This window comes from Wolbachia endosymbiont of Aedes albopictus, from assembly GCF_024804185.1.
GTDB classification, from domain to species: domain Bacteria; phylum Pseudomonadota; class Alphaproteobacteria; order Rickettsiales; family Anaplasmataceae; genus Wolbachia; species Wolbachia pipientis_B.
The window spans coordinates 1-18,803 of record NZ_CP101658.1 but is presented as its reverse complement, the minus strand read 5'-3'; the positions used below and the strand labels follow the sequence as shown (position 1 = coordinate 18,803).

19 protein-coding genes are annotated in these 18,803 nt (G+C 36.2%); 5 read left to right on the top strand and 14 right to left on the bottom strand.

Annotated features, from left to right (window positions below; translation table 11 throughout):
- Positions 1–186 precede the first annotated feature (186 nt).
- The 12 genes from NHG98_RS06310 to NHG98_RS06255 all read right to left on the bottom strand — a co-directional run bounded on the left by NHG98_RS06310 (position 187) and on the right by NHG98_RS06255 (position 13,548).
- Positions 187–1,665, bottom strand: a complete 1,479-nt coding sequence (locus tag NHG98_RS06310) for a hypothetical protein (protein ID WP_259245601.1) — start codon at positions 1,663–1,665, stop codon at positions 187–189.
- Positions 1,638–1,946, bottom strand: a complete 309-nt coding sequence (locus NHG98_RS06305) for a hypothetical protein (protein WP_259245600.1) — start codon at positions 1,944–1,946, stop codon at positions 1,638–1,640. The genes NHG98_RS06310 and NHG98_RS06305 overlap by 28 nt, the downstream gene beginning before the upstream one ends.
- Positions 1,947–1,996: 50 nt before the next feature.
- Positions 1,997–2,506 carry a hypothetical protein gene (locus tag NHG98_RS06300; protein WP_259245599.1) on the bottom strand — a complete coding sequence of 170 codons (510 nt, stop codon included), beginning with the start codon at positions 2,504–2,506 and terminating at the stop codon, positions 1,997–1,999.
- On the bottom strand, positions 2,506–3,039 hold the full coding sequence (locus NHG98_RS06295) for a hypothetical protein (RefSeq protein WP_259245598.1): 534 nt from the start codon (positions 3,037–3,039) through the stop codon (positions 2,506–2,508). Before NHG98_RS06295 ends, NHG98_RS06300 begins: the two co-directional genes overlap by 1 nt.
- Positions 3,029–4,699, bottom strand: a complete 1,671-nt coding sequence (locus NHG98_RS06290) for a portal protein (RefSeq protein WP_259245597.1) — start codon at positions 4,697–4,699, stop codon at positions 3,029–3,031. The genes NHG98_RS06295 and NHG98_RS06290 overlap by 11 nt, the downstream gene beginning before the upstream one ends.
- Entirely contained in the window at positions 4,692–6,524 is a 1,833-nt protein-coding gene (locus tag NHG98_RS06285) for a hypothetical protein (RefSeq protein ID WP_259245596.1), read from the bottom strand. Before NHG98_RS06285 ends, NHG98_RS06290 begins: the two co-directional genes overlap by 8 nt.
- Positions 6,518–6,805 carry a hypothetical protein gene (locus NHG98_RS06280; protein ID WP_259245595.1) on the bottom strand — a complete coding sequence of 96 codons (288 nt, stop codon included), beginning with the start codon at positions 6,803–6,805 and terminating at the stop codon, positions 6,518–6,520. Before NHG98_RS06280 ends, NHG98_RS06285 begins: the two co-directional genes overlap by 7 nt.
- 125 nt (positions 6,806–6,930) lie before the next feature.
- Complete coding sequence (locus NHG98_RS06275; protein WP_259245594.1) at positions 6,931–8,439, bottom strand: hypothetical protein; 1,509 nt, start codon at positions 8,437–8,439, stop codon at positions 6,931–6,933.
- Complete coding sequence (locus NHG98_RS06270) at positions 8,426–9,130, bottom strand: hypothetical protein (RefSeq protein WP_259245593.1); 705 nt, start codon at positions 9,128–9,130, stop codon at positions 8,426–8,428. The genes NHG98_RS06275 and NHG98_RS06270 overlap by 14 nt, the downstream gene beginning before the upstream one ends.
- Positions 9,120–10,514, bottom strand: a complete 1,395-nt coding sequence (locus NHG98_RS06265; RefSeq protein ID WP_259245609.1) for a hypothetical protein — start codon at positions 10,512–10,514, stop codon at positions 9,120–9,122. Before NHG98_RS06265 ends, NHG98_RS06270 begins: the two co-directional genes overlap by 11 nt.
- The gene (locus NHG98_RS06260; RefSeq protein ID WP_259245608.1) at positions 10,514–11,053 is read right to left on the bottom strand and encodes a hypothetical protein; all 540 of its coding nucleotides are present in this window, start codon (positions 11,051–11,053) and stop codon (positions 10,514–10,516) included. Before NHG98_RS06260 ends, NHG98_RS06265 begins: the two co-directional genes overlap by 1 nt.
- A gap of 23 nt (positions 11,054–11,076) precedes the next feature.
- Complete coding sequence (locus NHG98_RS06255; RefSeq protein WP_259245607.1) at positions 11,077–13,548, bottom strand: hypothetical protein; 2,472 nt, start codon at positions 13,546–13,548, stop codon at positions 11,077–11,079.
- Between the two features lie 163 nt (positions 13,549–13,711).
- Here NHG98_RS06255 and NHG98_RS06250 point away from each other — a divergent pair, with 163 nt between their 5' ends.
- The 5 genes from NHG98_RS06250 (at position 13,712) to NHG98_RS06230 (ending at position 17,605) form a co-directional block, all read left to right on the top strand.
- Positions 13,712–13,948 (top strand): hypothetical protein, encoded by a 237-nt coding sequence (locus tag NHG98_RS06250; protein WP_096616630.1) that lies wholly within the window; start codon positions 13,712–13,714, stop codon positions 13,946–13,948.
- Positions 13,924–14,223 (top strand): type II toxin-antitoxin system RelE family toxin, encoded by a 300-nt coding sequence (locus NHG98_RS06245; protein ID WP_096616632.1) that lies wholly within the window; start codon positions 13,924–13,926, stop codon positions 14,221–14,223. Before NHG98_RS06250 ends, NHG98_RS06245 begins: the two co-directional genes overlap by 25 nt.
- A gap of 270 nt (positions 14,224–14,493) precedes the next feature.
- Complete coding sequence (locus NHG98_RS06240; RefSeq protein ID WP_259245606.1) at positions 14,494–15,381, top strand: replicative DNA helicase; 888 nt, start codon at positions 14,494–14,496, stop codon at positions 15,379–15,381.
- Positions 15,382–15,432: 51 nt separating this feature from the next.
- The gene (locus NHG98_RS06235) at positions 15,433–16,329 is read left to right on the top strand and encodes an Rpn family recombination-promoting nuclease/putative transposase (RefSeq protein WP_259245605.1); all 897 of its coding nucleotides are present in this window, start codon (positions 15,433–15,435) and stop codon (positions 16,327–16,329) included.
- Positions 16,330–16,450: 121 nt separating this feature from the next.
- Positions 16,451–17,605: a hypothetical protein gene (locus NHG98_RS06230; RefSeq protein ID WP_259245604.1), complete on the top strand. Its 1,155-nt coding sequence runs from the start codon at positions 16,451–16,453 to the stop codon at positions 17,603–17,605.
- Positions 17,606–17,887: 282 nt separating this feature from the next.
- Here the strand turns inward: NHG98_RS06230 and NHG98_RS06225 are convergent, their stop codons facing one another.
- Positions 17,888–18,154, bottom strand: coding sequence for a hypothetical protein (locus NHG98_RS06225; RefSeq protein WP_259245603.1), 267 nt, complete (start codon positions 18,152–18,154; stop codon positions 17,888–17,890).
- A complete protein-coding gene (locus tag NHG98_RS06220) occupies positions 18,144–18,803 on the bottom strand; it encodes an AAA family ATPase (RefSeq protein ID WP_259245602.1) in 660 nt (219 codons plus the stop codon). The genes NHG98_RS06225 and NHG98_RS06220 overlap by 11 nt, the downstream gene beginning before the upstream one ends.

Below are 18,803 nucleotides of genomic sequence, written 5' to 3'. Positions count from 1 at the left end.
ACCTAATTTTAATTCTAAAACAGTATCTTAATAACTAGTCAACGTGTCGTCAAGTCAACATGTCGTTAAGTCAACATGTCACTAAGTCAACGTGTCACCAAGTCAACGTGTCAACATGTTCACACACATTCAAACAAGAAAAAGGGGCTCGTGCTCGAACAGAAACGGCACTTATAGCGTCATTCTTTAACACTGCATGTTATACATCTCTTCAGGACAAGCTATTCCTAGACGGTTCTTTTCAGGAAACCAGATGATAAATTCACTTAAGACATCAGCTATATCATCGGTAAATTCAGTTTCAGTATGTATTTTTTCAAATTCATCAAATATCAAATAATGAAAATTTTGTTCCTCTTTCTCAAGAAAGATATGACCTTGCTCTACAAACTGACTACAAGATTGAAACACTTCCATCTTTGATCTAGTTCTTCTTGAGCCTAAAATCAAAGTGTTTGGCAGTAGCGTCCGTAAATCTGCTATAACCTTAAAACCTATACCGTGTTCTTCTACCACTATGGCATGCAACCTATGTTCATATTTCCTCAAAAATGCATGAATATCCAGTTCAACCGTAGCAGGATCGAGCTTTGCTGCCAGTAAGTCTACCCATACTCCGCACCGTTTTGGTTCATATGAAAACTCACTCTTCATAAAAAACGGCTGAAATACTCCCACCGCTGTTCTATCTAGTGTTTTTATTGAACCGCTATTTAGATCTATAAATGCTACTAAATCTTTTTCACCGATTGTCTTATAAGCAAAATCAATCTTCTTAAAGTATTTTTCATTAAATATTCGCCATTTTGGCTCTGGCGGATCTTGCATGTATTGTGATTGAAAAACATAAGGTTCTGCTTTTTCCTTAATTTTCAGTTCTTGCATTGGCAGTCTATTTTCATCAATGCTGGTACCATCTTCCAGCACTGCAGGTATTATAATCTTCTCAAATTGCCGCTCTGATTTTTTCTCTAAATAACCAAATATGTCATAAACACTGATCCTTTGACCAATTACCAAAAATGGCGTATCAGCAGTATTACGCCTTGAAGTTATGCATTGTTCAAACTTTTGACAGGCACTAATTAGCGATACTCGACTATAAGCGCAGCTTGCATCGTGTAAATCATCAAGGATAATGCACCCACCGTACTTTCTACCTTTATCAAAATCAAGAGAGCTATCCCCAGCTCCTGTACCGGTTACATGCCCTGATATTGAAAAACCATTAACAAAACCGCCTTCTTTAGTTCTAATTACTCGCGTACTTCTGCGACCAACCACCTTGACGTTTGGAAAAACCAGGCGGTAAAATGTAGACTCAAGGACAATGTGCAGTTCATTCATCTTCTCACGCATTAGATCCCTTTGATGAGTGATGTACATGAATTTTGCCCTGGGATTATTGCCAAGAGCAAACGCTACATGAAATATAAAACCGAGCGTGGTTTTAGCGCATCTTGGCGGTATGTTCCACCACTGACTGTATGCTTTTTCAAACACCAAGCAATTAACACTGCTAAAGAGCAGCCACAGATAGTTTTTGCTACCATTTTCTCTCTTTAAATTGAGTCTAATGTTAAATACTCGTAGCATGCCTTGAAACGCAAAGAAAACAAAGTCTTTGCGGCATAAATCTAGGTCTTTTTGTCTCGAGTTTTCCATACTTTCCACACCTTCCATGGATACCAGCTTAATAGTATTGTAAGTGGAACAAAAGGCAATATACTATCCATCCATAGAGGAATAGGAATGAATGAGGAAATATAAGTAAAGAAATCAACTATAAGAAACAATATCCCACACGTTAATAAACCTGTTGCTAACGCAATCACTACCCAAAATACTCCAGCAATTGTCCAAGACAGCAGATGAGCAATTATACCCTGAACAGATTTCGAGCTAGCACAAACAACCCCCAACATGAAAATAAAGAATAAAAACATCACCTTACTTAATTAATATATTAATATTATATTATGTATAGTATAAAAAATCAAACTAAATTTCTACCAATACCTTGACCAAGTCCACCTAACATCTGATTGATAGCCATCCAACGATCATTTAAAGATTTTCCGTAAGAAGTGTAACCACCACCTAGATTTTGACCAATTTGTGCACCAAGCCCATGTGCTCCAATAAGACTTTGCAGCCCTCCTAAAGATGAGCTGATAAAGTCATTTAAGCCTTTAGAGGCAAGTTCAGAGTTTAAACTTGCAACTTTAGACAGACCATAGCTTGATTGATCAAGACCACTTGCTCTTAATTGGTTGCCAAGGCCTGTATTCATTTGATTGCTAATGAACTGCTGGTAAGGATTACCTTGATATTGCGATGCTATTTGATTGATAAATCCTCCTGGTCCTCCCTTCCCAAATCCTCCAAGACTATCCATGAATTTGTTGTATCGATTATATAACCCTTCTTGTACTCCAATATTCTTTTCAAACTGGCGATCAGCTTTAGAACTACCAAAAAGCCAATCAAATAAATCTCCAAACATTATTCCTCCCTTTTTAAAACAGCAAATAAACCAGCTATGCTATCTGCTGTGTGATCACATAGCCGGGAAACATTGAGCATTTTCTTAATACGTTCTTTGACAATCTCCTTACGTGCTGCGCCAAAACATCTCTTTTTCAGTGCACCACCAAAATAGCGTTTAATTCTGCCTCTCCAGTGCAAACAAAATAACCCTTCTACCACCATTTGTAGCTTTTTATAATATGACATGTGGCTACCTTTAATGTATCTTTGCTTGAAAAAATACTGATTATCTTCTAGCAGTACTAAATCCATTTCTTGATTTCCAAATAGTAATAAATCAATGACTCCTCGATATTCATCACTAATCCGGCGCAATGTCTCTCCACCCAGCCGCCATTTTTCAACTCCTGAAACATAGCTACCGCAATAAAGTATATTATCCTTCACATAGGCAAAACCATTACTCTTGCCAAGATCAACGCTTAAGACATTTTCAGGAACACCTTTAAGTTTTTTTGGACATGGAAATTTTCGTATTTTAAGCTCCATTCTTCTCCTTCAGCATTTTTTCTTCATGAGCATTACGCATCTGCTCCCGCAAAACAGCTAACTGCTCAGCTATTAAGTCAACTTTGGCTTTCAGTTCTGCAGCTTCTTTTTTTGTTTGAATCTCAAGTAATTTAATATCCTGTTCTGTTGGTTGCTGTGCCTGCTGCTGCGCTTGTTCCTGTAACTGTTGACCAACGTTTAGCACTTTATCACGTAAAATTTTACTACTTACTGTATCTTGATTCAGGAGCATTTCCGCTATAAGTTCGATACTTATTTGCTGATTAGCAAGACCATTCGCACCAAGGTACTGCATGACATTCAGCATCAGTTCATTATCTTTTTCACGTTGTTTTTCCAAAGATTCACTGATTTTAATTTTTACATTTGTTTGTCTACTAAAATTAATTAAAATTTCTAAAGTCTCATCATCTTGCGCTAATTGATACGGCAAAAGGGAAAGCAGGACTTTCCCTACTTGACCCAGCGTAATTTGATGAGCAAAATAGTACGAAGTGACGCTACCTTCATTCTCCCTCAACTTGTCCCGCAAAGCAGCGGCAGATGAGTATTTGCTATCCTTCACAATGTTCGTAGTGTCACTCCAAATTTGCGATAATAAGCTCAAAGCTTGCTGCATTAGTATTGCGAGGTTTGGGTCAGAGCCAGTTGGCGGTATAACAATAGGCTGCATACCATCCACCGGCGCATATTCTAGTAACAGTTCACGAGGATCAGCAAAGCGCTGAGCCTTATCATTGCTGACGCTCGCTTGTGGCATTAAATAGCGATTTTGAAAGTATTTAGCACCATAATTCATCATTGCCATGCAATGATTATAGGCTTTCTGTGCATAGTGACACATAACACCCAGTCGTCTTGTTACCTCATGATTATCAATATAATGAGAGCAGCCACCATGAAATACCAGTGGCAAATGTCTGTGACCATATAATTCCTTAGTTTCAAGAATCTCTTCATTCGTAAAGCGATAAAAAGTTATGCCACCATCTTTTTTTAAATACAAATCAGTAACTTCAATATAAGGAACAGTATCTTTATCTTTAAATTCCAGCTTTGCAATTTTAGCAGGGGAAAAACCCATTTTTTCCAAGCTAGTTTTATATAAGCGATGAATAATACCACAGTAACGACCATCACCCTTATGCGGCTCGTTACTGTGTGGATCGAAGAAGAAACTTTCAGTACCGTTTATTGCCCTGATTTTAAACGTCAACTCATCATCTTCGATATCTTCATTGTTATAACCAAAACCAACGTAGAGCGCTGAATATCCGCCTATTATTGCTTCTTTTAATGCTTTACTATATTCAACATAGTGATCTTGACTAAAGATCAGATCAGTGATAGACCCATGCATCAATTGCATAATCTCTGGATCTCTGCTCTCGCCATTGACCTTAAGCTCTAAGTCATACCTTTTACCGCGAACAGTGTTTAAAATCTTCTCAGCCATCGCAAATGTGACGTTGAAAACTATCGGTTCTGCACCAATATTTAGCAGCTCTCGCTGTTCATTCTCAGTATACTGCTGCCCCATGATCACGAACTTATGCTGCCGCCTTGCTTGCTCAACATTTTGGCTCCAATAATCAAACCAGCTACTCCTCAGTCTTGTTAAGTACTCTAGCTTAGTCATTTCCTTTTACTTGCCCACGAAGTGCCACTTTACCACCACTCATCGCTGCTTTTTTAAGCATTTCTAAAATGAAACCACTTTGTTCTTCAATAATCTTGCCTTGCAAAGCAGATAGTAGTTCTCGTGTTACTGGATCTTTGGCAGAACCAAAAGAATATTGGGCAAATAACTTAGCAATTTTGCCATCTGCAAAGCCATTGAGACCTATTTTTGCTAAAGTCTCTCGAACAGCTCCTGTAGATAAATGACCAAACCATCCTGTTTTATTAGCAAACTCTGTCAATTTTTCTGAAGCAACAGGTGCTATAAACTTATTTCTAATGACATCAGCATTTTCTAATAAAAAACTTCTAATTACTTGGTCCTTAGTAAATACTCCGTTGTCAATAGCAATCTTTTCAGGTAATTCACCAAATACTTCAGCTACTTTTCTAACGTTCCCTTTCTCTAAGGCACTACTCGCACCGCTTAGTAGCCCCATTGTTTTACTGACATTGGCACGTAGCGGTAAAAAGCGTTCTTCTAGTTTGCTTACAATATCTCTGATCTGACTTTCTGGTACATCATACTTTTTGGCTAAATTTCGAGAAGATTCCCTGAGACCTGATAATATATCGGCAAATTCTTTGGCTGTATAATTTCCATCTTTACTAGAAAACTTCTTTGCTAAATCCTTAGCAACAATTCTTTGAAAAGGATTGTTCGTCTCTTTAGCAGCACTCTTTAAATAGCTACCAACATCTTTAACTCCTATATTTGGCACATCTTTTATTGCAGCATCAAAACCACGACTAACTACATTACGCACCGGCTCTCTCCCAGGGTTAAAACGACCTCTTACTCCTTTCACAATCTTGCCTAATCCCGGAGCAATAAGATGGCTTGCAGCAATCAATGGCCCTTCTTCTGCTGTATCAACAGCAGAATTTGCAATATAATGTTCATCACCTGCTATTCCTCTCTCAATAGCAGTGCCAACAAAAGATGAACCAAGACCTGCCAAGAGTTCTGCAGAAAAAACTGCAAGAGCTCCATAAGGTGTTGCCAATGCTCCTGCTATCATCATCGCAGGAACACTTACAATTATCTGCAGTCCCATTTCCCGCAGAAAATTTTTTTTCACCTCTTTTGGTTCTTCATTTATCTCAGCATGACCTGAAAACTTAATCAAAGAACTCATCTCATCATCACTTAAACCTTCAATCTGACTATCAAGTTTTCTTATTGCCTCTTCCTTTACAGTTTTTTCTATTTGCGGATCTTGCATGAGCTGACTAAGCTGAGTCTCATTTAATCCCCTAACTTTCTTTTGAATATCTCCAGCTCGAGCCTCAAGTTTCTCCTTTGTTTCAGCAAAAAACTTCCTCCAACTCTCAGCTGAGAGTTTATTGACATCAAATTTTTTCTTGAAGGCTTTCACCGAATATTCATTCATCGGCAAGCCCTCTATCTGCATAATTGCAGGTAAAAGCTCACCTTCTAGGTAACGGCTAAACTCATTACGAGTACTGACTTTGGATTCTTTTCTAACAAGATCCATAATTGGATTCATTGTATCACCATAGAATAGTCTACCAAATGAAGAACTAGGCAAAGCATCAGACTTTTCAGCAGCACTCAGCTTCTCATTCGCTAACTCCAGTGCTCTTTGATACCTTGGCACATTTGAGATATAAGCCTTTTCCTCATTTGACAGCTCCTGAGCTTTAAGCTGCTGCTCCATATATTGTTTTTGCCACTCTTCAAAGCGTTTTCGTTCCAAAAGTCTTTGCTCATATTTACCCTCGAGCATTCCTTTACCAAGACTACTAAGTAACCCTAACATCCTTCAAAATCTCCCCTATACTCATCAACAATGCCGTCGACCATTTCTTGGCTTCTTGATAAGTTGTTATCACTTTTTAACTTATCATGAGCAAAGACTAGATTCTTCAGCTCACCACCATCAATCTCATCGCAAATTCCAAGACCAAGTTTCAATATTAAAGCATTTTCTAAATGCCTCATTTTCTGTTCTTTATCAGCAGAATTAATTACATTTTGCAGCTCTTTATTGATTGTCTCACGTATAAGGCCTTTCGTGCTTTTTTGATTCTCTGTTTCCATTTTCCCCCCTCTTTAAATATTCTGCCCACAAAATGTTCAAACGCTTAGTTGCTTCTGCAAAATACGTATCGTAATTATCCCCGTAGGTGTACGACACAATATCTTTAGGTGCTAATAAATCTAAACTAAATTCTTTCCTTTCCATAAATACCCTTCAATAAAAAATTAAACTTGTAACTGTTGTATCTTTTAAATTCGAACTTAAAACGTACAACTCCACCATTAATGCCAAAAAGATTATAATTAAGCTTGATGATTTTTTCTCTACTATCTTCAAATTCAGTGCCAAGAATTGTTAATCGATAATCCGGCTCAACAGGAAAATCTCTCTTGCAGGAAATAAACATATCAATAAACATGCCCCCTTCTTCAGAATTAAGCTGCTCACTGATCGTATTTTCATAGAAGTATAAAAACGTTAGCTGTTCGGTAACATAAGGCTTAGACGATGGAAAATAATCTGTTATTATTATCCCATCAAAAGTAAAAACATTATCAACATCTTCCTCCAATAATCCACTAGCTTCGCAGATTGTAATATCAGAGCTGCCATCATTGATAAGTAAATTATAAACTTTATGCTTAACATTGATGTGATAATTGGCAGAAAAACTATTCTGGTTTTTAAGCAGTGTCCAAATACCTAAATTCAAATGCAGACAGAAAGCAACGTTCGGATAATATTTGTTATTTAAATCACCATTAGGCAAATTAAAAAATAATACATAATAAGTATTGTTGTTATAATTGAACATGCTACTGACCGCATGGTCACTTAAATCAATACTGCTTCTCTCTGACCTAAAATAATCGAAAAGAGGAGCATTATCGAGTTTTTTCATTTCTTGACCATCAAAACGAATGATTACAAATTTGCCATCGATTAAATGAAATGCACCAATTAGATAATTGCCATCATTTTCCAAAGTACGTTTGCTTATTAGCTTATAGGAAAAACTTAGGTCTCGTCTTTTAGTAAGTGGAAATACTCCATCACTGCTCGGTTGTCCGTACCATACTTCCATTCCACTTTGGGTAAAGATACAGAGATTATTCTTGATTACACCAAGGCCTACTCCTTTGCCAGCATAGGAACGAATATTAAATGCTTCCCAATTTTTAAAGTCAGCAAAATCACTAGTATAGAACACTTCTCCTTTGCTGCTACTTAGCAAGTAGAGAGTTGAGTTCATCACCGCAAAATCTACAATATCCTTTGGCTTTATATCGCCTTTTGAGATATCAATTTCAGTAAAGGTATCATCTACGAGCTTATAAAGTTTGCCCGATATCAACCAAAATTTATAGTTATTACAATTGCACATAGAAGGACGATCATCCCTAGAGACACTCGCCAAAGTAAATATTGATTTATATTTACTTTTCGGTAGATCAACTTTATAAATTGTCAGTGAAAAAGTAGCACTCACCTTAGCTAAATAAATTGTATCATCATTACCGTAGTAAAAGCCAACGATGACATCGCCAATTGCAAAAGGAATGTCAAAAAGTGGAAACAGTGGTGGTCGCAGCCGCAAACCTTCAGGAGTAGCCAAAAAGTTCATTACTGTGAAATCATCAATACAGTAACCATATTTAATATCTCTAAGTAGTGGAATTTCAAAAGAATTCATTGTCTATCCAAATAGTTTCCTTAATACTTTGACTTCCCACACTGTGACCAGCACAAAGCCTATTTCTTATTTCATGATACTGTTCATTAAAACCCTGTGGCAGAGGAGTATTCAGCCGCACTGATAATTTAAAAGCTGTAGAATATTTCAAAAATTCTCGTTTTAATCCATCAAGACCAACTGGTACGTCCATTCCTGTTTTTTCACAAGACACAACTCCAGCCTCTTTAAAGTAAATTACATATTTTTTAGATGATTTCACAGCCGGCAAAATTTTAATTTCACGACAAGTATCACGCGTGAGTAACATGTAAGATGGTAACCATGGCATCCGTAGCGACTGTGTATAGCGTAAGTTACATGCACCATAGTGATCTATTAAATCCATGACATAGAAATTCTTGTAGTGGGTTAGATTGACATCGAAAGCTGGTTTCCTCTTGTTACAACCATCAAACAAATAGCCACCACCAACTGTTTGACCAGGCTCTAACTCAAACTCCTGGACAACGTCAGAGCCCAGCCAATAGTAATTTTCATGCAACTGATCAAAAGCTTCCCAAAAAAGCCTCTTAACTAAATCAAGCGTACCGTAATGCTCAGAAGCATCACGGCGCGAGTTAATCCCAAGCATTCCTTGTATTTCCACAAGTAAATTGGAAAAACTATCATCGTAAGTCTTAATTTCCATCTTTCTTTTCCTTATCAGCAGTAGAAAGATTTTTGATCGTTTTAATATAAGTCTCTGGTTTCGGTGATTTAGCTGGTAATATCAAAGTGCCAACAAAAAAGTTGAAAAAATCACTATAGAGATATGCCATCAATTCACCAATCTCTTGTGGATGTCGCTCCAGTACAAATCTACTTTCTATAGCAAATGACATTGAGTTATTTCTTGAAGGGCCAAAAGCGGCATTAGGAGCGGATATTTCCTTATAAAGATACTTGCTACCAGAAGGTGCAGGTACTGTTGACATCTTAAATATCGAAGCTGGTTGCCACCATAAAAACGCTTTACAGTGATCAGGAGCAACTTTTGCTTTCGCACCTTTTAAATAATCTTTATCTGGAACATCAACACCAGGGGTAATACCAGGTGATACTCGCACAGTTTTTTCATCTGTATCTTCCATTACAGTAAGTGCTATCGGTACTCCAGATGGTATTCCTTTTCTATCTCGTGCTAGCCACTCCTTATCCTCTAGCTGAATGATATCTCCTTTTTTAAACGAACCTTCTGAAAAAGTTGCAGTCATGCAGTGATATTCATCGATTTCTTTATCGATTTTTTCTAACGTTATACTTTCTTTCTTGGATACTTCACCTGCTTGGTGGAAATAAGTTGAGGTGTCAATGTAAAGTTCTGCTAAATCAAACACTAGTGGCGATAACATATTTTTAGTGTCGCTGAGGAACATATCACTTTTTGGTGCTTGCGTGTAATTTAATCCTGATTTTGTACGCAATAATCCCATCGCTGAATTTGGCATTGAACCTACAAGCCTTGAAGTTCGCATTACGCCACCATTTACACGAATCATGTAATCGATGAGCTGGCGCATGTATCCTTCTATGCAGTCATACATATTATCCTCAGTAGAACCAGCACAAATAAAGCCACGTGATGCTATCGTTTTAAACTGATAATCATTTATTTGCTTAACGACCTTCATCAATAATTCATGATAAGCTCGCTCACCACGCTCCACAAACGATGTTAAACTTGTTGGTACATTTGTAGGAAACTGATCGCGATTAAATAAAAATTTCACATCATCATGATCAATTTTAGCTGCCCCAGAAACTCTCTTATAGTCAATCCTCATGGTTTTTTGCTTGACGGTATGAATACCATCTTTTTCATCCATGAACCTGTCATCACTGATTAATCCTCCTGGTGTAGAAACAAAAGGAGGCTGGATTAAAAAACTATCCTTTCCAGAGTAACGATTGGGAATATCATCAGCACCAAGGCCGGTAAAGGATAGCAATGGACTTGAAAATAAAACACGCTCAATAAGCAGCTGTGATAATAATGTTGTTCTATAATATGTTGAACTTGATGTAATAGGCATTAATACCCCCTAGTACGAAAATAATTTTGTACTTCTTTGAACTCTTCTTCGAAGCTACTTGGAACATCACTATACTGATAATTAGTGGGTATAGCAGTTGCTTTACTGCTTTTGTGTAGCCCTTGTTTTAACCCACCAACTTCCTCTTTAAACTTAGACAGTGGCTTATTACGCAGTTCCTGAGCTAATTGATCATCCTTTGCAATATCAGCTATCTTTTTAACAAAAGATGCTTTATTTTTGCCTTTTGCTATCTGCTCATTAATATAACGAACTTTACTTACAGTGAGTGTATCGCAAAAATCTTGTAGATCCTGATAATCTTCACCACTTAGAACTTTTTCAGCAAATTGCTCATTAGCTTTTACCAGCTCTAAAACTTTACGATCATCATCACCGAGCGTATACCCTTTGGCTATCGCCTCATCGATGATATTTTTCGTTTTTTCTACACTTTCTTCGTAAAAATCATCGATTTCAGCATTTTTTTCACTGATTTCAGCGTTTTTTTCATTAAATTCGTCAGTTTGTTCAATCATGTTTTTCTCCTATTTTTAAATTTTTAATACCTCATGTAGTAGTCATACTTATCGTCAGTGATATTGGGGATATGGAATATAGTTGTTCCCTTATTGTTAATATCACTGGCAATCATGTCTGCAAGTTGCTCTGGTGTCGTATCTTTTGTTGCTTTAATTTCCTTGAATTCCTTGGCAGTAACATCAGTTGGTGCTTTTCCTTCACCATCGACACTCCACCATATTACTACATTAAAATTGTTACCAGCTTGGATGTTATGAGATGTTTTAAGACCTATAAAGTCACCTGCTTTCACTTCTTTAAACTTAAGAACATACAAACATTTCTGTGTAAACAGTGCCTTGTGCTGCATAGCATAGGTTATCACTGAATTTTTATCAGCAAATAGAACATTCGGTTTTCCTGGCGTTCTTTTGTCCGTCAGTGATTGTTTGTAAATAACGTAATCACCCCATGACTTCGTTAATAAATTTGCACCCTGATTACCAAAAAGTGTAACGTTTGCGGACTTACTACCCCCTAAACCATACACCGAAGACATCGAATATACAAACCATGACGAAAACAAAAAGTAATTTTGTGAAACACTAGTCTGCATGTGATTTGTTTGCAAAAAAGTAGCGCTACCTTGTGGTATAATTAAAGGAAAACCAATATCATAAACTCTACTAGTAAAATTAACAGAATTAAAAAATCCACATAAACCAGAAGGATAAGGAAATTGTTGATAATTAAGGTTTATTGTTAAATATAAAAATCCTTCTTTAACAGAAAAATGTGCTGTAGTTTGCTTAGTTACTTTATCAATACCTTGACTATATGATGAACTACCGCCCTGATAATTCCAAAATACACCTAATTTACTTGTAGCCTGAAAATAACCTGGAAAATCAGAACCATAACCCGCAAATTTTACAGTATATAAACTATCATTAGTTGCTACAACCATTCCATTCGAATAATCAGTGGTAATATCAAACGAATGACAACAAGTAGTAAGATCTACATTAGCATGAAATGTAGTTTCAAGCCACAGATGACCAATATCATCACCTTCTGGCTTTGGATTCACTACTCCATTTCCTTCAAACTTAACTTTAACCTTATTATCCGCAATAAACTTTTTAATATACTCACTTGATATCGCATTGAACCAATTTGGTACGTCTTCAGTTTGAAGCATATTAAATGTAGCTGGAGTAAAGCCAAGCTTTTCATATAGTCTTTTATATTCAACTCTTATTGGACTGATCTCCCTTGAATCAAGTGCGCGACCATCACATTTCATCAAATTTATTTCTTTTTCATTGACTTTTGCACCTTTTGGATAGCGGATTATTTCACCAACATTGTCGGCAAATTTGAGACCACCAATTGTAAAAACTAGCTCATTGTAGCTGTTATCAATGCTGTATTTAGTTGCCGGAAATGAAGAAAATAATAACTTAGACTTTGCTAAGTCGGAGTTTTGTGTTGGATATTCAAACTCAAGGATTGATGGATGAGATGAAACCTCTGCACAATAAAAATTCGTTGCTCTAAAATCAAACTTTCGATTTGTTGGTAACGAAAACTTAAACAATAAATATTGATCATCACCAATATCTTTAGGTATTGTTATTTCTGGTAAAGGAGCACTAGTATAGTAAGGCTTTGGAGTATCAGAATCAATTAATATTTCATCAACCGGTATAATTTGTGGTGCTGTTGATGACTTTGAACCAAAATTACGAATCATTGATATCTCAATCGGTATATTGTCACCACTTTTCCAAGCATAGAACTTTAGCATAGGATTGGCAGCAGTACCCCACAACACATTAGAACTCCTAAATGCTACAACCTTTTCTAGCGGTGGTGTTGTTTCGCTAAATCTTTCGCAGATGACGTTTAAATAAAAGCGAGGGTCGCCTTCAAAGATTTTTTCAGCTTCGCTGATCTCTTTAATGAAAACTCTATCTATATCAACCCTATCTTCCACTGGAACTGAATCAGCATAAGATCTCAAAAACTGCCATGAAAGCCCTGCTATTGGCACTTGCGAAAATTCATGTGAAACATAACCAGGGCCATGCCCTCTATCATCAATTTGTATACCAATATTAAACTGACCATCGATAAATAAGTTATCAGATAATATAGCTGTAGCTGTATCTGATTTGGACTGTTCTTGAAAGTACGGTAAATCATGAAAGATGAGTTCAGGAGCTAGAGCATTGCCATACCGGCACTTCAGCTCTACGGTGTAACGATCTTCAGGATCATCAACATCAACAAAGTAGTATAATTTGTGAGGTAAGGCACCGTTTTCATCAAGCTGCAAAGGGTTTGGAGCTGGTACAGTATTTCCCTCTTGGTTTTTATAGTATGCGTGGCGTAAAGTAGTTGGACTTTTCTTATCATAAAAATACATCCAGTACCCGCTAGCTGGCATACCTTCCTTATTTTTGATAATATCTTGCAATACTATGCTTAGTATTAACCTTTGTGTCATTTCTCCCTAACATCAGCAAAAGCCAGTTCTAGTATATGCCAAATTATTAATAATTTATTAACACAGGTGCACAAAATTCTTTTTACATATCATCAATTTTCTTTATTGAAAAGTTCAGAAAAATGTTGTAAAATGATTACAGTGGTAGAATTCGGTAGAACATATGGCAAACTTAAGCACTAACATAGCTCTCAGTAAAGAAACTTTGCAGCACTTTGCTAAGCTAGTTAAGCTCACTAAGCAGCCGACTCAAGAATTAGCAGAAAGGCTATTTAAAGAAGCAATAGATCGTGAAATGGAAGACTTTTTACTATCTGTGGTTGCTAACGAGTATGACGTTGAAGGTGCAGAGACGGTTAGAAGTGAGGATGTAGATTGGAATACACTATTGTCTTCTTAAGGAACGTTCTCAAGAAAAATCTTCCAGACCTTCCAAAAACGATAAGGTCAAGAGTTGTAGACGCAATACATGATCGGCTTACAGTCGATCCATTGAACCTTGGTAAACCATTACACCACAGCTTTAAAGGGCACAGAAGGCTAAGAGTTAGTGATTATCGCATCATATATAGTGTAAATACTGTAAAGCATGCAGTAACTATTGTTGCAGTAGGGCATAGAGACACCATTTATGAAGAGGCTTTGAAGATAATCGATACATATACTCTTCAGTAGATTCTATCTTCCTTTTTTATCAAGTTACATGAGTAAATTATACAGAAAATCTTAAAGATTTTATATATATAATTTTATACACCACTCCCTCCTGATCCATTCTCCACCTTAGGTGGCTTCGCTCAGCTCAAAAAAAGCTCATTTTTTTGGTACACCCCCCTATAAATTATATACTATATTATATTTATATATATAATATAGTATATAATTAGGGGAGAGGCGACGAAAACAAGATTTAGAGTTTGAGGAGCCTCCGGTTTAAGGTAGAGAATGGATCAGGAAGGAGTGGTCAGGGTCGACCAAATGCCACATGTTGATGAAGACATCAAACCAATCATTGATTATTTTGAAGCTTATAAAAGCTACATCGATAAACTACTTGCAAATAACAATGAAATAGAAGGAGTAACAACAGGAATACCCAGGCTTGACACCATAACTGGTGGCTTAAAAGAAGGAGAATTAACAGTACTTGCAGCACGTACTTCAATTGGCAAGACTTCAATAGCACTACATATGGCTCTGCAGGCTGCAAAGTTACTGAAAAAGCAAGAATATGTCTGCTTTTTCTCACTTGAGATGTCAGCAAATCAGTTAATTAATAGAATGATTAGTATTGAAGTAAATGAGACAATAAACAATATTATCAAGAAACAAAACACAGAACTTCTACATCAAGGGATAAATCAAATAGTTTTTTTAAATATTCTTGTCGATAATTCAGGAAATATGGATTTAAATATCCTAAAGAAAAAAATCTCATCAATTTGTAGAAAATATAAAATAAAATGCATATACATTGACTACTTACAGCTACTCAGAGGATCGAAAGTAACCGAAAATAGAACTCTTGAAGTAACAGAAATCAGCAGAACTTTAAAAAATATAGCAAAAGACTTTAATGTTCCTATTGTAGCATTATCACAAATAAGCCGTAAGGTAGAAGATAGACAAAATAAAAGACCGCAATTGGCAGACCTGCGAGAGTCAGGGAGCATCGAACAAGATGCTGATCTGGTGTTATTACTCTACAGAGAAAATTATTATAAGGCTGATTCTAATAACGACTTAGAGATAAACGTTGCAAAGAATCGCAGCGGGTCAACCGGAAAGGTTACAGTACCATATCAAGTAAATACAGGGAGAATATTAAGTTGAAAGATCGCGGAAAATAGTGTATAATATTAATAATTTTCAAGCAAATCTCTTATGGTTTTTTCTAAATTCCTAGATCCAAAATGCGACTTAACGTTTAAAAGGATATTTGGTAACAAGGAAAATAAGAATATCCTTATTCACTTTCTTAATGATATTTTAGGATTTACTGGAGTAGATACTATACAAGAAGTTGAGTTTCTCAGCACCATTATGGATCCTGAGATTGCATCTGATAAGCAAAGTATTGTTGATGTTCTTTGCAAAGATTCTAGTGGTCACAGATACGTAATTGAGATGCAACTCGCTCGCGATAAAAGCTTTCAAGAACGCGCACAACTATATGCTGCTAAAGCTTATTCAAGACAAGCTGGAAGAGGTAACGAATATGTTAATTTAAAGAAAGTATTCTTTATTGCCATCTCTAATAATATTCTGTTTCCTGAGGAAGTTGAGTATATTTCTACTCATAATATACGAGAAATAAAAACTAATGGACATTACCTAAAAGGTTTTCAATTTGTCTTCATTGAATTACCTAAATTCAAAAAAGATAAAGTGGAACAGTTGGAAAGTACAGTAGAACGCTGGTGCTTTTTTTTCAAACACGCACAAGATACTACAGAGAAAGACCTAAAAGATATAGCAGAAAAATCTCCGATAATAAATCTAGCGTATGAGGAGTTAAACAAGGAACACTGGAGTGAGAAAGATCTGGTGGCATATGACGAAAGAATAATGGATCTACGAAAAGAAGAAGCCATCCTTGCATACAGGCTTGAGACTGCTGAAGAGAAAGGTAGAACTGAAGGAAAAATCGAAGGAAAAATTGAAGGAAAAATTGAAGTGGCAGAAAACCTACTTAAAGCTGGCATATCTGTCGACTTAATAGCTGAATCCACCGGTCTTCCAATCGACGAGATCGAAAAACTAAAGTCAAAAAAATCTTAGGTTCTACTTTACACACTAACTAATTTATAGTAGAACTGTCCTTTATGCTTTAAAAAGCATAATCAACCTATTAGAAACAAACCTATGCAAGAACAGAAGGGATTAATTTTTCTTTGTTGTTGTGATTTCAATATCTCAGAAAAAACCGTGTAAAGCGCAATCTTACACTTTACACGGTAAAAATTTTCCTGTAGACTTCTGCTGCGAAACAAATTCTACACGCCCTATGCAAGACAGAACAATAATAGAATATCAGAACGAAAAGAGTAGTCAAGAGAAAAATACAAGAAAAATCTTGACTTCTTATTATCATATATCCCATAACTTCAATATACGTGGCAGCTCTCACGTAATTAATACCAATAGCAAACATGTCAGGGCACAAATCAACTCTAGAAGAAGAATAAAAGCGCGAGAAAAGTCAATTGAGCGCAAACTTCCAATTAGAACTTTTGATAATGAAACGCGTCTTACTGCCAGTGAACTACTACAAGTTTTAAAAAATAAGGAAGTAAGATGGTTTAAAAATGGAACTTCTGTTCCAGAAGAACATAGTAGCTATCTTTCAGAACCGTTCAATCCGCACAAAGCAAAGAAAATCTTTTCCAATGCAGCCCAAAAAGAGGCGGAAAAATACTTTGTGGAGATAGTAAATGATAAGTTTTACAGTCTAAAAACGTCGCAAGCTCCGGACGTACTATCTATTAGAGAAGATGCGATAAAAAAAGTTTTCGAAAAGTTCCAGGATCATCCTGAAATTAAGGTGATAATGGTCTACGTCAAAAATCTCTGGATAACCTTTGATGAGCATTTATACAGCATTAGAGGTATGAAAGAAAAAGTTGACCGCCACATAGACTTTATAATAAAAAACACCAGTGAGGAAAGAGAGGAAAAACTACTTGCTGCAGGAGCAACACCCGACAAAGTATATCAAATTTTCAGGACAGTACAGGGATATAATCTATACCAAATAAGTCTGCTAAGCAAGCGAGGAGGAGCTGCTGTTGAAATATACGTGAGAAAAGAGCTGGAGCGGCGGCTAAAACTCATTTTCAACAGGTTTAAAGACAGAATGATCAAGATTGGAGTAAACACGGAGAAAGACTTTTTCTTGATCGCGCGGCGGCATGTTTCTTTTCTTTTCAACAAGAAGTATATTCAGAGCAGAAGAAGGGTATTGCGGGAGCTACGCCACATACTATCTTGTATAAGAGAAAATCCGTTTGATGTTCTGGAGGATTACAACAAACTGTACAATCTACAGGGACCCTAAATAAGAAGTAAAAATGTTAACGTTTCACCTGAAAGTGACCCTCTTATTGCTTAATTGAAAAAGGCTCATAAAAAACTTGGTAACTATACAAGTTTTGTACTACTTTTACTCTAAAATTAAGTAGTTTTTTTATTTTTTCTAAAAGTTATCTACAGTTTTATTAGTAACAATAGTATATATGTACATATTATATTTTTTTAGTATATTCTTATTATAAAAGTTGGAAGTGCCCCCATATTATAGTAGTAAAGGGACAAACAGTTATACGTGAGTTATCCACAGTTATTTCTCTAAGGTTTTAATATATTCTGTTAAAGCTCTGAATCCGATGTTAGAAACTGTATCTTCTGTTTTAAAGGCTATTTCTTTTACTTTTCTACAAAAATCAGGTGAAAGCCTTAATGTTAATCGTTGTTTTGGTTCCCGTCCTCTAATAAAAGCATGGTCCTGTTGATCCTCTTTTTTATAACCTACAGCCAAATTACCAGAGGTTCTATTCGATCTGTGTTCTGAAATTGTAGGGATTATTATTCCTTTTTTAGTGGACACTTAAAACCTCCTTGTAAATAGATTTAATTTCCTCAATTGCCTTTGTGTCAGCTGGTTTATATTCAACAATCGTCATACCTTCGTTAGAGGCGTTTCGAACTACAACTCGCTCACTTAAGAAACTATTGAATCTCGTTAAGTTATCAAAATCACTCAAAAGATTATCACAGTCTTCGATTTCTCTTTTAGCTCTAGCTGGATTAGTACTAACTTTATTAAGTAGCACTCTTGCTTTAAAGGTTTTTGTACAACTCTGGGCACCAGCAACTAAGTTGCTAAGAGTTTTAAATGTCCACATATCAAATCCAGATGGAATAATGGGAAATATAACTAGATCAGCTAATAATAAGGCTGCTCTTAATGCGTCATTATTAGCACCGCCTGCATCAACAATAATATCTTGGTATTTGGAATGTAAAGCTCTTAGTTCATTTTTGATTGCTGCGCCAACATGTATCCCTTGACTACTGCTAACTACCGGTAAGTTCATGTTCTGATCTCGTAGAGATGCCCATAAGGTAGCTGTCTCTTGAGGATCAATATCGTAGAGATAGACATCTCTACTTTCTATAACGCGCATAGTCACTAGGTTTGTGGCTATGGTTGTTTTACCACCACCGCCTTTTTGACCTCCAATTAATATTATCAT

What these genes read in the sequence shown, in the direction of transcription:
- NHG98_RS06310 (WP_259245601.1), bottom strand. Translation starts at nt 1,665, where the DNA reads ATGGAAAACTCGAGACAAAAAGACCTAGATTTATGCCGCAAAGACTTT.
- NHG98_RS06305 (WP_259245600.1), bottom strand. Translation starts at nt 1,946, where the DNA reads ATGTTTTTATTCTTTATTTTCATGTTGGGGGTTGTTTGTGCTAGCTCG.
- NHG98_RS06300 (WP_259245599.1), bottom strand. Translation starts at nt 2,506, where the DNA reads ATGTTTGGAGATTTATTTGATTGGCTTTTTGGTAGTTCTAAAGCTGAT.
- NHG98_RS06295 (WP_259245598.1), bottom strand. Translation starts at nt 3,039, where the DNA reads ATGGAGCTTAAAATACGAAAATTTCCATGTCCAAAAAAACTTAAAGGT.
- NHG98_RS06290 (WP_259245597.1), bottom strand. Translation starts at nt 4,699, where the DNA reads ATGACTAAGCTAGAGTACTTAACAAGACTGAGGAGTAGCTGGTTTGAT.
- NHG98_RS06285 (WP_259245596.1), bottom strand. Translation starts at nt 6,524, where the DNA reads ATGTTAGGGTTACTTAGTAGTCTTGGTAAAGGAATGCTCGAGGGTAAA.
- NHG98_RS06280 (WP_259245595.1), bottom strand. Translation starts at nt 6,805, where the DNA reads ATGGAAACAGAGAATCAAAAAAGCACGAAAGGCCTTATACGTGAGACA.
- NHG98_RS06275 (WP_259245594.1), bottom strand. Translation starts at nt 8,439, where the DNA reads ATGAATTCTTTTGAAATTCCACTACTTAGAGATATTAAATATGGTTAC.
- NHG98_RS06270 (WP_259245593.1), bottom strand. Translation starts at nt 9,130, where the DNA reads ATGGAAATTAAGACTTACGATGATAGTTTTTCCAATTTACTTGTGGAA.
- NHG98_RS06265 (WP_259245609.1), bottom strand. Translation starts at nt 10,514, where the DNA reads ATGCCTATTACATCAAGTTCAACATATTATAGAACAACATTATTATCA.
- NHG98_RS06260 (WP_259245608.1), bottom strand. Translation starts at nt 11,053, where the DNA reads ATGATTGAACAAACTGACGAATTTAATGAAAAAAACGCTGAAATCAGT.
- NHG98_RS06255 (WP_259245607.1), bottom strand. Translation starts at nt 13,548, where the DNA reads ATGACACAAAGGTTAATACTAAGCATAGTATTGCAAGATATTATCAAA.
- NHG98_RS06250 (WP_096616630.1), top strand. Translation starts at nt 13,712, where the DNA reads ATGGCAAACTTAAGCACTAACATAGCTCTCAGTAAAGAAACTTTGCAG.
- NHG98_RS06240 (WP_259245606.1), top strand. Translation starts at nt 14,494, where the DNA reads ATGGATCAGGAAGGAGTGGTCAGGGTCGACCAAATGCCACATGTTGAT.
- NHG98_RS06235 (WP_259245605.1), top strand. Translation starts at nt 15,433, where the DNA reads ATGGTTTTTTCTAAATTCCTAGATCCAAAATGCGACTTAACGTTTAAA.
- NHG98_RS06220 (WP_259245602.1), bottom strand. Translation starts at nt 18,803, where the DNA reads ATGATAATATTAATTGGAGGTCAAAAAGGCGGTGGTGGTAAAACAACC.